Below are 15,058 nucleotides of genomic sequence, written 5' to 3' on the forward strand. Positions count from 1 at the left end.
AGCGGACTCTGTCCGCTCGGTGCAGGATGAAAACGCGGTGTCAGTCTGCACGGTCTGCCCCCTCTCCCTGAGGGAGAGGGCCGGGGTGAGGGGGAAAGCGCAGGCACAGATTGTCCGGAGATAGACAGTTGCCCCTACGGATGGCGGCGAGCGTGTAGGGCGTACAACCGCGAACGGGGGATTACAGCGCCTGCGCCTTGAACGTATCGCACTTGCTCGGCGAGCCGCTCTGGAAGCCCAGTTTGAACCAGCGCACGCGCTGCGCCGACGAGCCGTGGGTGAAGGAGTCGGGCATCACAGTACCGCGCGCCTGGCGCTGCAGGTGGTCGTCACCGATGGCGTTGGCGGCGTTCAGCGCTTCTTCCACGTCGCCTGGCTCCAGCCAGTTCAGACGCTGCTGGGCGTGGTTGGCCCAGACCCCGGCGAAGCAGTCGGCCTGCAGTTCCTGGCGCACCGACAGGCCGTCGGCGCCCTCCATGCGCGCGCCGCGCTGGCGGGCTGCCTGGATCTTGGCGGAAATGCCCAGCAGGTTCTGCACGTGGTGGCCGACCTCGTGGGCGATCACGTAGGCCTGGGCGAAGTCGCCGGCGGCGGAGAACTTCTGCTCCATCTCGCGGAAGAAGCCGAGGTCGAGGTAGACGCGATGATCGCCCGGGCAATAGAAGGGCCCGACCGCCGAGGAGGCGAAACCGCACGCGGAGTTCACCCCGCCGTTGAACAGGATCAGCTTGGGTTGTTCGTACTGTGCGTTGCTGCGGGCGAAGATTTCGCCCCAGGTGTCCTCGGTGTCGCCGAGGATGGAACGGACGAATTCCACCTGCGGGTCGTTCGGGTTGGCCGGCTTGCCCTGCACCGGGCGGCTCGGCGCCTGTTGCGAGACATCCATCTGGCCGAGCAGCGAGCCGAGGATCTGCATGGGGTCCTGGCCCATCAGCAGGCCGACCACCACGACGATGGCCACGCCGCCCAGGCTGAGGCCGCGTCCGCCGATGCGCGGGCCGCCGCCACCGCCCATGCCGCCTGCCCCGCCATCAGAGCCATCCCGTGCGTCCACCACGTTGTCGCTACGTCGTCCTTTGCGCCAGAGCATGGCGGCGTCTCCTTGAGGAAGTTGATTCAGTGTTGTCGCGAGGGGCGTGCGCCGCCAGCCCGATCGTCAGGCCAGGCGGTGCAGCAGTTCGGCGCGGGCGAGCAGTTGTACATCGCCGCCAACGCGGACCTCGTCGTCGTGCCCGACCAGTACGTCGAGGCGGCTCGGGCGGCCGACGAAGCGGCCCTGGGAGAGGTGGAACGGCTCGCCATGGCGGGCCTTGCCCAGCTCCACCAGGTAGGCGGCGACGGGGCCCGCGGCGCTGCCGGTGGCGACGTCCTCGATGATGCCGGCGCCATCCCAGGTACGGCCCTCGCGGTTATCCACATCCAGCACGAAGACAAAGGCGGCGTGGAGCTTCGCCAGCTCGGCGCTCAGGTCCGCGCGCTGGCGCACCCGTCCCAGCGCTTCGCCTTTCACGGGCAGCAGCACGTAGGGCAGGCCGGTGCTGACCACGGCGGCGGGGTAGTCGGCGAGGTCGGCGGCGGACAGCGAGAAGGCCTCGGCAAACCCTCTTCGCGTCTCGTCATCCAGCACATCGCCGAAATCCGCCGCACCCTGGTTCATCTCGGCGTGGAAGCCGGCACCACGCTTGCGGGTGGCGACCTTCACGTCCTTGGCGGGCAGTTGCAGGGTCCAGAGTTCTTCCTCGCCGCGCTGGTGCAGGTGGTGCAGCAGCGCTGCGGCACCCAGCACCGGGTGGCCGGCGAAGGGCAGCTCCTCGTCGACGGTGAAGATGCGCGCCGAATAGGTATCCAGCGAGGCGGAGGGGAACAGGAAGATGGACTCGAACTGACGCAGCTCCTGCGTCAGCGCCAGAAGCGTCGAGTCTGGCAGGCCGCGCGCGTCGGGAAACACCGCCAGGCCGTTGCCGCTCAGCGGCTGTTGCGCGAAGACGTCGAGCTGCCAGTACTGAAGGGGGGACATGGGACTCCAGGGGCCGCATTTGAGCGGCCGATAAGAAAAACTCGACAGCCAGCCTAGCGAGCTATATGTTCGCCGACAAGAAAGCGCAGGTCACAGCGCCGCGCTTTCCAGGCCACCGCAGTGGCCGGCGTCGCTCGGACGGTTCCGGGCGCCTACGTTCATCAGAGGACACCATGACTGAACCCCGTTCAGCTCGTCGCTTTGCGCGCATCGATCGCCTGCCCCCCTACGTTTTCAACATCACCGCCGAACTGAAGATGGCTGCCCGCCGCCGTGGCGAGGACATCATCGACCTGTCCATGGGCAACCCGGACGGGGCCACGCCGCCGCACATCGTCGAGAAGCTCTGCCAGGTCGCCCAGCGCGAGGACACCCACGGCTATTCCACCTCCCGTGGCATTCCGCGCCTGCGCCGCGCCATCTCGCACTGGTACCGCGATCGCTACGACGTGCAGATCGACCCCGAGTCCGAGGCCATCGTCACCATCGGCTCCAAGGAAGGCCTGGCGCACCTGATGCTCGCCACCCTGGACCACGGCGATACCATCCTCGTGCCCAACCCCAGCTACCCGATCCACATCTACGGCGCGGTGATCGCCGGTGCCCAGGTGCGCTCGGTGCCGCTGGTGCCGGGGATCGACTTCTTCAACGAGCTGGAGCGGGCGATCCGCGAATCGATTCCCAAGCCGAAGATGATGATCCTCGGCTTCCCGTCCAACCCCACCGCGCAGTGCGTGGAGCTGGACTTCTTCGAGCGCGTGGTCGATCTCGCCAAGCGCTACGACGTACTGGTGGTGCACGACCTGGCCTATGCGGACATTACCTTCGACGGCTGGAAGGCCCCGTCGATCATGCAGGTGCCCGGCGCCAAGGACATCGCGGTGGAGTTCTTCACCCTGTCCAAGAGCTACAACATGGCCGGCTGGCGGATCGGCTTCATGGTCGGCAACCCGGAGCTGGTCTCGGCCCTGGCGCGGATCAAGAGCTACCACGACTACGGCACCTTCACCCCGCTGCAGGTGGCGGCCATCGCCGCGCTGGAAGGTGATCAGCAGTGCGTGCGTGACATCGCCGACCAATACCAGAAGCGTCGCGACGTGCTGGTGAAAGGCCTGCACGAAGCCGGCTGGATGGTGCAGAACCCCAAGGCATCGATGTACATCTGGGCGAAGATCCCCGAGCCGTATGCACACCTGGGCTCGCTGGAGTTCGCCAAGAAGCTGCTCAAGGACGCCAAGGTCTCGGTGTCGCCGGGCATCGGCTTTGGCGACTACGGCGATGACCATGTGCGCTTCGCCCTGATCGAGAACCGCGACCGCCTGCGCCAGGCGGTGCGGGGGATCAAGGCGATGTTCCGCGCCGACGGCCTGTTGCCGGCGAAGGCGGAATAAAAAAGGGGCGGCCAACTGGCCGCCCCTTTCATTTGCAGCATTTCCCGGTAGCAGCGAGCCGAGTCAGTGCGCGGGGTAGTCCGCCAGCACTTCACGCTTACCGGTCCTGGTCAGGCCAACCACCTGGTAGGCGTCGTGGCGGTCGCCCATTTCCATGCCCGGCGAGCCCACCGGCATGCCGGGTACGGCGGCGCCGGCCAGGTCCGCGCGCTCGCGTAGCTTGAGTACGTCGGCTGCCGGCACATGGCCCTCGACGAACTTGCCGTCGATCACCCCGGTATGGCACGAGCCCATGCTGTAAGGCACGCCGAGTCTGGTCTTCACTGCACTCATGTCCGCCTCGACATGGTCGTTGACGGTGAAACCGTTGCTTTCCAGGTGCTTGATCCAGTCCTTGCAGCAGCTGCAGTTGGCATCGCGGTGAACGTCGATGGTCAGCGGCTCGGCGGCCTGGGCGGCGCCGGCGACAAGGGCGGTGAGCAGAAGCAGGGTACGCATGGTGGAAACCTCGAGGACCGGAAGCGCTCGAGGATACTCCCGGTGGCTGGACCACCCCATCCATCAGCTGTATCTATATATGACGGAGGCCCCGAACTTGCCGCGTCTTCCGGGGTCTCTAGCTGATCGGTGATGCGTCCGCGGCACTGGGTCGCAGGTGTGGACGTGTTGGAAATGGCTGTTCGGCCAAGGAGAAAGAGCATGCTCTTCGCCCGTCTCGTCCTGTTGGTCCAGGCTCTGGTGTGGGGTGGCCTGGGGCTGCTGTATTGGATACGCCCCTACGAAATGGCCAACCTCAGCGGCATGCTGCTGATGGAACCTTCCTCCGTGAGCGATGCCCGGGTGTTCTATGGCGGGCACCAGTTCGCCCTCGCCCTGTTCCTGGTATTCGCCCTGCGCCGCCGCCTGCTGGTGCGCCCGGCGCTGATCCTGGTGATCCTGGTGCAGCTCACCCTGACCCTGTCGCGCCTGCTGATCGCCTGGACCGAAGGCGGGATGGCGGTGGATGCGCAACTGGCCGGCGTCATCTATCGCGGGGTGATTTCCGCACTGGCGATCTTCGCGCTGTATTGGCTGGAGCGGCAGTCGCGCAACCGCTCGACCCCGCCCTCGACCAGGAAGCCTGATGACCATGACGAGCCGGACGAGCATCGCGCGGACTTCGAAGGCCTGTGAGCCGCGGGAGGCAACGGTTGTCTCCGGATGAGCGGCGCGGCTCAACGCACCCGGAATGCCGGGTTACCCCGCGTGTCGTGCTATCGTATTGATTTTGCGGAAGAACCGGTGCGGGGCCAAAGATGAAGTTCGTACATCAACGTGAACACCTGAACGAAGGCGATCTGGTGGTCATCGAGTGCTCCATGACCTGCAACATCCGCCTGATGACCGACGCCAACTTCCGCAGCTTCAAGAACGGCGGCCGCCACGCCTACCACGGCGGCGCGTTCGACCGTTTCCCCGCGAAGATCAAGGTGCCCAGCACCGGCTACTGGAACGTCACCATCGACACCGTGACCCGCCGCGCCATCAGCGTCACGCGCAAGGCCGACTTCAAGTACAGCATCAAGTTCGTCCGCAAGTCACCGTCCAACTACAGCTGATATCCAGAGTCTCTCTCAGCGTCCGGCGTGCGCGGGGAATTCCTGCAGCAGCCGGGCGATGGCGTCGTCGAACGCCTGCTGGGTCAGGGACGGATCGTGCAGCTGGCGCGCCACCTGGGCCTGGAGCAGCACCTCACCTGAGGCTTCGTCGAGAATCCGCAGGGCCAGCCGGGCCTGTTCGGAGTCGGCGATCTGCGTCTGGGTGATCACGCCCGCCTGGGTTGCCACTGGCCGCTGGACCACCCCGGTCTGGGTATCCAGCCCGAGCATGTAGATCACCCGCATGTCCCCCGCGCTTTCCTGGTAGCGATAACCCTTGGCCTCCAGCGCCCGGCGGACGCCGAGGTCGAAGCGGTCTTCGAGGTCGTCGCGGTGGCCCGGCGCGCGCACGGCCTGGATGAAGAAGGTGCTCTGGTGACCGTCGGCGCTCGGCGAGACGCTGACGGTGGCGGGGTCGCTGGCGCAGCCGGCCAGCAGGAGGAAGAGCAGGGGCAGGATCAGGCGGGACATGGACGGTACTCTGATTATTGTCCCCCTAGCCTAGCCCCTGGCGCGGAGGGTGCCGCCCAACCCTTGGTTGGGCGGCCCGCTGTTGGGCGAAGAGTGCTCAGCGGCGGGTCAGCAGCACTCCGGCTTCCATGTGGTGGGTGTAGGGGAACTGGTCGAACAGGGCGCAACGGCTGACCCGGTGGGTGTCGTGCAGCTGGGCGATGTTCTGCGCCAGGGTCTCCGGGTTGCAGGAGATGTACAGGATGCTGTCGAAGCGGCGGGTCAGCTCGCAGGTGTCCGGGTCCATGCCGGCGCGCGGCGGGTCGACGAATACGCTGCCGAAGTCATAGGACTTCAGGTCCACGTAGGCCAGGCGGCGGAACGGGCGCACGTCGTTGAGCGCCTGGGTCAGCTCCTCGGCGGACAGGCGCACCAGGGTCACGTTGTCCACGGCGTTGTCGGCCAGGTTCGCCAGGGCGGCGTTCACCGATGTCTTGCTGATCTCGGTGGCCAGCACCTTGCGCACACGGGTGGCCAGCGGCAGGGTGAAGTTGCCGTTGCCGCAGTACAGCTCCAGCAGGTCGTCGTCGCGCTGGCCCAGGGCTTCGTACGCCCAGTTGAGCATCTTCTGGCAGACCTCGCCGTTGGGCTGGGTGAAGGCGCCCTCCGGCTGGCGGTAGCGGAAGCTGCGGCCGGCGACGGTCAGTTCTTCATTCACGTAATCACGGCCGACGACCAGGCGCTTGCCACGCGAACGGCCGACGATGCTGACGCCCAGCTCCGCAGCCAGCTTCTCGGCGGCGGCCTGCCAGGCAGCGTCCACCGGGCGGTGGTAGCAGAGGGTGATCAGCGCGTCGCCCGCCAGGGTGGTGAGGAACTCCACCTGGAACAGCTTGTGGCCCAGCGTCGGCTCGGCCCAGGCGGCTTTCAGGCGCGGCATCAGTTCGTTGATGCGCTGGCTGGCGATGGGGAACTGCTCGATCAGGATCGGCGTGTGCTTGTCGCCCTGCTCGAACATCGCGTAATGGCGTGCCTCGCCCTCGCGCCACAGGCGGAACTCGGCGCGCAGGCGGTAATGCTCGCGGGGCGAATCGAACACCTCCGGCTCCGGCGCGGCGAAGGGCGCCAGCAGCTCGCGCAGGCGGGCGGCCTTGTCGGCCAGTTGGCTGTCGTATTGGGAGGGATCGAAACGCGGACTGCTCATGGGGCGGGTAACTCGTGTGGAGGCGGCGGCATTTGATGGGTATCGCTTCGCTCCACGCCATCCTACATCAGTGCCGCTTGTAGGATGGGTGGGGCGCAGCGATACCCATGCCGCGAAAGAAAAATCAGGCGTTGAACCAGCCCAGCTTGATCACGAAGAGCACGGACAGGATGACCAGCGCCGGGTTCAGCTCGCGGAAGCGGCCGGACAGGATCTTGCAGGCCGTCCAGGTGATGAAGCCGAAGGCGATGCCGTTGGCGATGGAGAAGGTCAGCGGCATGGCCAGCGCGGTCACCACCACCGGGGCGGCGACGGTCAAGTCGTCCCAGTCGATCTCGGCCAGGCCCGAGGCCATCAGCACGGCGACGAAGAACAGCGCCGGCGCGGTGGCGAAGGCCGGGACGTTGCCCGCCAGCGGGGCGAAGAACAGTGCCAGCAGGAACAGCACGGCGACCACAATGGCGGTCAGACCGGTGCGGCCGCCGGCGGAAACGCCCGCCGCCGACTCGATGTAGCTGGTGGTGGTGGAGGTGCCCAGCAGCGAGCCGAACATGGCGGCGGTGCTGTCGGCGATCAGGGCGCGGCCCATCTTCGGCATGTGCCCGTCCTTGCCCATCAGGCCGGCGCGCTTGGCCACGCCGATCAGGGTGCCGGAGTTGTCGAACAGGTCGACGAAGAGGAAGGCGAAGATCACGCTGGTCAGGCCGATGTCCAGGGCGCCCTTGATGTCCAGTTGCAGGAAGGTCGGCGCCAGAGACGGCGGCATCGACACCACGCCTCCGAACTTGGAAACGCCCAGGGCGATGGCGATGAAGGTCACCACCAGGATGCCGATCATCACCGCGCCGGTCACGCGGCGGGCTTCCAGGGCGACGATCAGAATGAAGCCGAGGATCGCCAGCAGCGGCTCGGGCTTGGCCAGGTCACCCATGCCCACCAGAGTGGCAGCGTTGGCGACGACGATGCCCGATTCCTTCAGCGCGATCAGCGCGAGGAACAGGCCGATGCCCGCGGCAATGGCCGAGCGCAGCGCCAGTGGGATGCTGTTGATGATCCATTCGCGGATGCGGAAGATCGAAATGATGAAGAACATGCACGCGGAGAGGAACACCGCACCGAGCGCCACCTGCCAGGTGTGACCCATGTGCAGGACCACGGTGTAGGTGAAGAAGGCGTTCAGGCCCATGCCGGGAGCCAGGGCGATCGGGTAGTTGGCGATCAGGCCCATCACTGCCGAACCGATGGCGGCGGCAAGGCAGGTAGCGACGAAGATCGCGCCCTTGTCCATGCCCGTCTCGCCGAGGATGCTCGGGTTGACGAAAAGGATGTAGGCCATGGTCAGGAAGGTGGTGATACCCGCCAGGATCTCGGTGCGCACATTGGTGTTGTGCGCCTTGAGTTGGAACAGCTTTTCCAGCATGTTTGGCTCCCCGTGACGCTCTCGCGCCGTTATCGTTCTGGCCGGGAAAAGCAAAGTGCATGCCCAGATGGGCCCTGCGCCTTTTCTTGTGACCGGCAAAAGGCGCGCATGATACCAGCTCGTCCTGCACCGGAGAATTTCTGACCGGACCGCCAGCATCCGTTCGTCATCCAGCATAGTCGCGGGTGCCGACCAAGGGAGTGCAACTTGTGCCACGAAGGTGGTCTGACTCTCTATGACCCTGGCCTGACTGGCCGTTCTGCCTGACTCGCATCCGATGAAACGCTCGATACCGTTCCTATTCGCCACGCTGCTGGCCGCCTGCGCCGGTGCTCCGCCAACCGCCCCGCAGCACAGCTTCGACGTCCACGCCTTGGCCGAGCGCCCCTCGGCCAGCACCCGCACCCTGGCCGACCCGCAGGGTAAGGCGGTGCTGGTGACGACCCAGCCGACCCTGACCCAGCGCGACGTACAGCAGGCCGAACTGGCCAGCGTCGCCGACGGCAAGCCGGCTGTGCGGGTGCAGTTCACCCCCGACGCCAGCCAGCGCCTGGCACGCCTGACCCGCGAGGAGCAGGGCAAGGCCCTGGCGGTGGTGATCGATGGGCAACTGCGCCTGTTGCCCAGGGTCGAGCGTCCGGTGACCGATGGCCGGGTCACGCTGCAGGGCTTCGCCAGCCAGGCCGAGGCAGAAACGCTGGTGCGGCAGCTCAATGAGCTACGACAGGTTCCGGTGCAGCCGGAGCAGAAGTCGGGTGGGCAGCCGTAGCTTCTTTATAGAGATGCCCGAGGGAAGTGGCTTTTCGTAGGGCGAATAACCTGGAACAGGTTATCCGCCGATAGCCCGGTGGCGGATAACGCTGGCGCGTTATGCGCCCTACGACGCTGACTCCCACCTCAAATGAAAAAGCCCGGCAGATGCCGGGCTTCTTCGTATCGCGGTTCGCGGGTTCGGCTTAGGCGCCGTATACCGGGAACTTGGCGCAGATGGCCTTGACCTTCTCACGCACGCTGTCCACCACGGACTCGTCGCCCATGTTGGTCAGGATGTCGCAGATCCAGCCAGCCAGCTCGCGGCACTCGGCTTCCTTGAAGCCGCGAGTGGTGACGGCCGGGGTGCCGATGCGCAGGCCGGAGGTGACGAACGGGGAACGCGGGTCGTTCGGCACGCTGTTCTTGTTCACGGTGATGAAGGCGCGACCCAGGGCAGCGTCGGCGTCCTTACCGGTGATGTCCTGCTTGATCAGGGACAGCAGGAACAGGTGGTTCTGGGTGCCGCCGGAAACCACGTCGAAGCCGCGCTCGATGAACACGCTGGCCATGGTCTGGGCGTTCTTCAGGACCTGCTGCTGGTAGGCCTTGAACTCGGGCTGCAGGGCTTCCTTGAAGCACACGGCCTTGGCGGCGATCACGTGCTCCAGCGGGCCACCCTGGGCGCCCGGGAAGACGGCGGAGTTCAGCTTCTTCTCGATCTCTTCGTTCTTGCGAGCGAGGATCAGGCCGCCGCGCGGGCCGCGCAGGGTCTTGTGGGTGGTGGTGGTGACCACGTCGGCGAACGGCACCGGGTTCGGGTAGACGCCAGCGGCGACCAGACCGGCCACGTGGGCCATGTCGACGAACAGGTAGGCACCGACCTTGTCGGCGATGGCGCGGAAGCGGGCGAAGTCCAGCACCTGGGAGTAGGCGGAGAAGCCGGCGACGATCATCTTCGGCTTGTGCTCGACAGCCAGACGCTCGACTTCGTCGTAGTCGATCAGGCCGTTGGCGTCGATGCCGTACTGGATGGCGTTGTACAGCTTGCCGGAGGAGGAAACGCTGGCGCCGTGGGTCAGGTGACCGCCGTGGGCCAGGCTCATGCCCAGGATGGTGTCACCGGCGTTGAGCAGGGCCAGGTAGACGGCGGAGTTGGCCTGGGAGCCGGCGTGCGGCTGGACGTTGGCGTAGTCGGCGCCGAACAGTTGCTTGGCGCGGTCGATGGCCAGTTGCTCGACGATGTCGACGTACTCGCAACCACCGTAGTAGCGCTTGCCCGGGTAGCCTTCGGCGTACTTGTTGGTCAGCACCGAACCCTGGGCTTCCATCACCGCCGGGCTGGTGTAGTTCTCGGAGGCGATGAGCTCGATGTGCTCTTCCTGGCGCTGGGCTTCCTGCTCCATCGCGGCGAAGAGTTCGGCATCGTAGCGGGCGAGGGTCAAATCACGGCTGAACATGGCGGTCCTCTTAAGGATCGGGTGCTGGGGAAAGGCGCGCATTCTAACCCAAGGCGGCTGTGCTGGCACATGAAAGGCGGTCATGTGGCTGACAAGCGGGGTTCAAGGCCAGTAGGCGCGCGGAATTGGGAGCGGTTCAACACCGATGGCGGGCCGGATGTAGGAGCAGGCCGTACCTCTGCGGGGAGACCGCAGGGCCTCAGCCCAGCAGGAAGATGGCATTGCTGGCGAACAGCGCAGCGAACTGGTCCGCCGGCACCGGGCGGCCGAAGAGGAAGCCCTGCACCTCGTCGCAACCGTGCTGGCGCAGGAACTCCAGCTGATCGTGGCTCTCCACGCCCTCGGCGATCACCATCAGGTTCAGGCTGTGGGCCATGGCGATGATGGCGCGGGCGATCTGCGCGTCCTGTTCGCCGTGGGGCAGGCCGTCGACGAAGCTGCGGTCGATCTTCAGCACGTCGATGGGGAACTGCTTGAGGTAGTTGAGCGAGGAGTAGCCGGTGCCGAAGTCGTCCACCGCGATCGCCAGGCCCAGGCGCTTCAGACCGCGGAGAATCTGCATGGCCTGGGACACGTCGCTCATCAGGATGCTTTCGGTCAGCTCCAGCTCCAGGCACGCCGGCGGAATGCCAGTGTCGCGGAGGATGCCGGCGATGCGCTCGCCCAACTGGCCGTCGGCGAACTGCCGGGCGGAGAGGTTCACCGAGATCTTCGGCACCCGCACCTTGTCGCGGTGCCAGGCCTTGAGCTGCAGGCAGGCCTGCTCCAGCAGCCAGTCGCCGACCTGGGCCACCAGGCCGAGCTCTTCCAGCACCGGGACGAACTCCGTCGGCGGGATCAGCCCGCGCTTGGGATGCTGCCAGCGCAGCAGCGCCTCCGCACCGGTGAGGCGGCGGCCGTCACCGGTGAACTGCGGCTGGTAATGCAGGATGAATTCTTCCTGCTCGATGGCGCGGCGCAGGTCGCTTTCCAGTTCCAGGCGCTCCAGCGCGCGGGCGTTCATCTCGGCCTGGTAGAACTGGAAGTTGTTCTTGCCCATCTCCTTGGCGTGGTACATCGCCGTATCGGCGTTCTTCATCAATTGGCTGAGCTCGGCGCCGTCCTGCGGCGACAGCGCCACGCCGATGCTGGCGGTGACGAAGAATTCGCGGCCTTCGAGGGTAAAGGGACGGGCGAGGCTGGCGAGGATCTGCTCGGCCACCTGGATCGCCTGCCGGAGCGCCCGCTCACGGTCGCCCTGGCCGGGCAGCAGCAGGGTGAACTCGTCGCCGCCCATGCGCGCCACGGTGTCGTCGTCGCTGACGCAGTGGCTCAGGCGCTCGGCCACTTCCTTGAGCATGCGGTCGCCCGCGGCGTGGCCGAGGGAGTCGTTGATCGGCTTGAAGCGGTCGAGGTCGAGGAACATCAGCACCACCCACTGCTGGTGCCGCTCGGCCTGCAACAGCGCGGTGTGCAGGCGGTCCTGGAACAGCGTGCGGTTGGGCAGGTGGGTCAGGGCGTCGTAGTAGGCCAGGCGGTGAATGCGCCGCTCGCTGGCCTTGCGCTCGCTGATGTCGCTGAAGAAGCAGACGAAGCTCACCAGGTCGCCTTCCTCGTCGTGCACGGCGGTGATGCCGACCCAGGACGGATACAGCTCGCCGTTCTTGCGCTTCTGCAGGATCTCGCCTTCCCAGCTACCGCTTTTGCGCAGGCTGTCCAGCACGTGCTTGAGCTGGTTGGCCTCCTGGCGGTCGGCGGTGAGCAGGCGCGGCAGCTGGTCCAGCACTTCCTCGGCCTGGTAGCCGGTGAGGCGGGTGAAGGAGTCGTTGATCTGCACGATGTAGCCGACCGGGTCGGTGACCATGATCGCCGCCGTGGAGTGCTCGAATACCGTCGCGGCCATGCGCATTTCGCGTTCCGCGCGGCGCTGCTGGCTGATGTCGCGGGCGACGCCGAGCAGGCCCTCGAAGCAACCGTGGTCGTCCCACATCAGGGCGATGCGCAGCTCCACCGGAATCTTGTGCCCATCGGCATGTATGCAGTCGAGGGTGAACAGCTGCGGCTCGGTGTTCTCGCGCAGTTCGGCGAGGCGCGTGGGCTCGCCGATGGCGTCGTGCAGCCGCTCCAGCAGTGCGCTCAGGCGTTCCAGTTGCGCCGGGTTGGCGGCCACCTGCTGGAAGCCGTTGTGCAGCACCCAGTCGGCGCTGTAGCCGAACACCTGCTGGATCGACGGGCTGACATAGTTGAGCTTGACCTGGGCGTCGGTGGAGACGATCACGTCGCTGATGCTCTCGGCCAGCATGCGGTAGCGGCGGCTGCTCTCGCGCAGGGAGTTGTGCGCCTCGACGGTGTCGGTGATGTCCTTGGCCACGCCGATCAGCCGGGCCACGCGGCCGGCGGCATCGCGGGTGAAGGCCTGCTCGCGGACGTCGAACCAGTGCCAGCTGCCGTCGCGGTGGCGCCAGCGCAGCTGGCTGTCGAGCAGCAGGCCGTCGCCCACCACCTGCTGCAGGTTGCGCACGCGCCAGTAGTATTCGACGTCGTCCGGGTGCAGGACCTTTTCCCAGAAGCGCTCGCCCATCGCCCGCAGTTCGTCGGCGCTGTAGCCGAGCTGGTAGCCGAGGTTGTGATTGCTGAAGATCACCCGGCGCGCGGCGATGTCGTGGATGTACAGGGTGTCGGGCACCGCGCGCACCGCGTCGGACCAGAACTTCTCGCGCTCCACCAGCGACAGTTCGACCTGCTTGCGCGAGGTGATGTCGGAAAGGCTGAGGGTGACCGCGTGGAAGTCCTGGATCATCTCCGGCACGCGCAGTTGCAGCCAGAGGTGGCGCTGCTCGCCCTGGCGCGTCTGGATGCAGGCTTCCAGCTCGATCATGCCGTGGCCGGCCAGCACCGCGTCGAGCATCTTGCTGCGCACCCCGTCCGGGCGCATGCCGGCGCTGCCGAACAGCACCTGCCAGGCCTGCTCGGTGGTACTGACGCCCATCAGGCGCTTGGCGACGTTGTTGATTTCGGTGATGCGCACCTGGCGCAGCAGCCCGGGCAGGCGCTCGGGTTGCGCGGCAATCCAGTCCTGCAGATCGTTCTGCCGGCGCAGGTTGAGGTCCACCAGGTTCTGCCGCAATGCCGACAGGTCGAGCACACAGAGGGCGACGCCGACGCCGTCGAAGATGTCCTGGTAGCGTCGCCGCGTCTCTTCGAGGATGTGCAGCGCCTGCTGCTCCTCGGTGACGTCGCGCAGCACCCAGACCTGGCCGCCATGCGCGAAGTTGTCGCGCAGCAGCCATGGCAGCTCGGCGGCGAGGGGATTGTCGTCCAGCGGGCGGCGGCTGACCGCGAACAGGCGCGCCTGCCCGGTGTGGGTGACCCGGACCAGTTCTGTGCTGCCGTTGTCCAGCAGGCTGGCCTCGCCGCCCTGCTGGGCGCCCAGCCCCGGCAGGAGTTCCAGCAGATGATGGTTGGCGGCCTGGTCGGCCGGGATGCCGAACAGTTGCTCCGCCTGCGGGTTGAGGTAGGCAAGGCGGCCGTCGGCGCGGGTCACCAGCACCCGTTCGTCGATGGCGCCCAGCGCCTGCGCGGCCTGGCGCAGGCGTTGCTGGGAGTCGACGGTCAGCGCGCGCAGGTTCTGTTGTTCACGCTGCAGGCGCAGCAGGGCGCCGCCGGTGACGCCGGCGAGCAACAGCAGCAGCGCCAGTTCCCCGACCAGCCGCGGCAGCAGCGCGGTGCGCACGCGCTGGGCGTCGAACAGCGGGCGCAATTGCCAGTCGGTGTTCGGGATCGGCAGTGCGGCGAGGCTCTGCGCCTGTTCCAGCGGCGAGGCGGCGGTAAGCGGGCCGGGACGCGAACCGCTGGAACGGCCGAGGACCTTGTGCCGTACCTGGTCTTCGAGAATCCACGGCGGCGCATTCGGGCGCAGTTGCGCGCTCCAGCCACGGCGGGCGAGCCGCTCGTCGAGGCGGATGATGCTGTCCCCTTCGCCGGGCTCGGTGGCGCGCAGCCAGATGTAGAACACGCCGCCGTTCTCTTCGCTGAAGGCGTAGTGATAGTCCTGGTGGCCGCCGCGCTCGCGCAGGGCGACCAGGAAGGCTGCGTCCTTGAAGCCGATGGCGGAGTCACGCCGCGGTACGCCGTTGCTGCCCAGGCGCACCAGGCTGTGGAAGGCCGGATAGATGCGGCGCAGCCCGCTGAGCAGGGCGGGCTCGCCGTCGATGTCGCCGCGGTCGTCGCGTTGCTTGAGCAGGGCCTGCGCAGCCATGGCCTTGAGCTCCAGGGTCAGCGAGATACGCTGGGCCAGTTGCTCGCTGTGCAGCGTCACTCGCTCGCGTTCGAAGCGCTCCTGGTTACGGAACTCCTGGTGCAGCTGCCAGGCCAGCAGGCCGAGCATCAGCAGCACCAGCAGCAACAGGGCGGTCCGGGTCGCCACGCGGCCAGGTCGGGTCAGGGTGTCCGGGGATGGGCGGGGTGTTGTAGACAAGGACCTGTTACCTGGGGGGCGATACGGCGGAATTCGGCACGGTTAGGATGCCCGGAAGTACGGCGATGTGCCAGTACGGCCGACGAGCGTCGTTTGCCCTTCCTGGCCCATTCCGGTAGCTTTGCCGCACGCGCGCGGGTAAACATGACCGCGCCATGATTCGCGCGAAGGCCCTGAACCGGCCTTCTGCGCCCGCCGGTGGGGCGCTCCACCGTATCCGGCCAGCAGCGCCGGCACTGCCGCAGTCCATTCCGGCTCATTCCGATCACTTTT

Annotated in this window: 12 protein-coding genes; 4 read left to right on the forward strand and 8 right to left on the reverse strand. The window is 66.7% G+C overall.

The window, feature by feature from the left end; all coding sequences use genetic code 11:
* Positions 1–181: 181 nt before the first annotated feature.
* Together O6P39_RS04400 and O6P39_RS04405 are read right to left on the reverse strand one after the other, a co-directional pair.
* Positions 182–1,090 (reverse strand): neutral zinc metallopeptidase, encoded by a 909-nt coding sequence (locus O6P39_RS04400; RefSeq protein ID WP_275610205.1) that lies wholly within the window; start codon positions 1,088–1,090, stop codon positions 182–184.
* Between the two features lie 66 nt (positions 1,091–1,156).
* Positions 1,157–2,017, reverse strand: a complete 861-nt coding sequence (locus O6P39_RS04405; protein WP_275610206.1) for a PhzF family phenazine biosynthesis protein — start codon at positions 2,015–2,017, stop codon at positions 1,157–1,159.
* A gap of 173 nt (positions 2,018–2,190) precedes the next feature.
* On the opposite strand from O6P39_RS04405, the gene alaC reads away from it, so the two are divergent.
* Positions 2,191–3,408 carry an alanine transaminase gene (alaC, locus tag O6P39_RS04410; RefSeq protein ID WP_275610207.1) on the forward strand — a complete coding sequence of 406 codons (1,218 nt, stop codon included), beginning with the start codon at positions 2,191–2,193 and terminating at the stop codon, positions 3,406–3,408.
* A gap of 63 nt (positions 3,409–3,471) precedes the next feature.
* On the opposite strand, the gene O6P39_RS04415 is transcribed toward alaC, so the two are convergent.
* Positions 3,472–3,906: a DUF411 domain-containing protein gene (locus O6P39_RS04415; protein ID WP_275610208.1), complete on the reverse strand. Its 435-nt coding sequence runs from the start codon at positions 3,904–3,906 to the stop codon at positions 3,472–3,474.
* Between the two features lie 201 nt (positions 3,907–4,107).
* Between O6P39_RS04415 and O6P39_RS04420 the strand changes: the two genes are divergently transcribed.
* The gene (locus tag O6P39_RS04420; RefSeq protein WP_275610209.1) at positions 4,108–4,581 is read left to right on the forward strand and encodes a DUF4345 family protein; all 474 of its coding nucleotides are present in this window, start codon (positions 4,108–4,110) and stop codon (positions 4,579–4,581) included.
* Positions 4,582–4,703: 122 nt separating this feature from the next.
* Positions 4,704–5,006, forward strand: a complete 303-nt coding sequence (locus O6P39_RS04425) for a DUF1883 domain-containing protein (protein ID WP_152220377.1) — start codon at positions 4,704–4,706, stop codon at positions 5,004–5,006.
* A 15-nt stretch (positions 5,007–5,021) separates the two neighbouring features.
* On the opposite strand, the gene O6P39_RS04430 is transcribed toward O6P39_RS04425, so the two are convergent.
* The 3 genes from O6P39_RS04430 to O6P39_RS04440 form a co-directional block, all read right to left on the reverse strand.
* Positions 5,022–5,516, reverse strand: a complete 495-nt coding sequence (locus tag O6P39_RS04430; RefSeq protein ID WP_275610210.1) for a DUF4136 domain-containing protein — start codon at positions 5,514–5,516, stop codon at positions 5,022–5,024.
* A gap of 97 nt (positions 5,517–5,613) precedes the next feature.
* Entirely contained in the window at positions 5,614–6,699 is a 1,086-nt protein-coding gene (gene trmA, locus O6P39_RS04435; protein ID WP_275610211.1) for a tRNA (uridine(54)-C5)-methyltransferase TrmA, read from the reverse strand.
* A 124-nt stretch (positions 6,700–6,823) separates the two neighbouring features.
* Complete coding sequence (locus O6P39_RS04440; protein WP_275610212.1) at positions 6,824–8,119, reverse strand: NCS2 family permease; 1,296 nt, start codon at positions 8,117–8,119, stop codon at positions 6,824–6,826.
* A 277-nt stretch (positions 8,120–8,396) separates the two neighbouring features.
* Between O6P39_RS04440 and O6P39_RS04445 the strand changes: the two genes are divergently transcribed.
* Entirely contained in the window at positions 8,397–8,888 is a 492-nt protein-coding gene (locus O6P39_RS04445) for a hypothetical protein (RefSeq protein ID WP_275610213.1), read from the forward strand.
* A 187-nt stretch (positions 8,889–9,075) separates the two neighbouring features.
* Here O6P39_RS04445 and glyA read toward each other — a convergent pair whose 3' ends face one another.
* The gene (gene glyA / locus O6P39_RS04450) at positions 9,076–10,329 is read right to left on the reverse strand and encodes a serine hydroxymethyltransferase (protein WP_275610214.1); all 1,254 of its coding nucleotides are present in this window, start codon (positions 10,327–10,329) and stop codon (positions 9,076–9,078) included.
* A gap of 199 nt (positions 10,330–10,528) precedes the next feature.
* On the reverse strand, positions 10,529–14,695 hold the full coding sequence (locus O6P39_RS04455; RefSeq protein WP_275611886.1) for an EAL domain-containing protein: 4,167 nt from the start codon (positions 14,693–14,695) through the stop codon (positions 10,529–10,531).
* Positions 14,696–15,058 lie beyond the last annotated feature (363 nt).

The organism is Pseudomonas sp. PSE14, from assembly GCF_029203285.1.
GTDB lineage: Bacteria > Pseudomonadota > Gammaproteobacteria > Pseudomonadales > Pseudomonadaceae > Pseudomonas.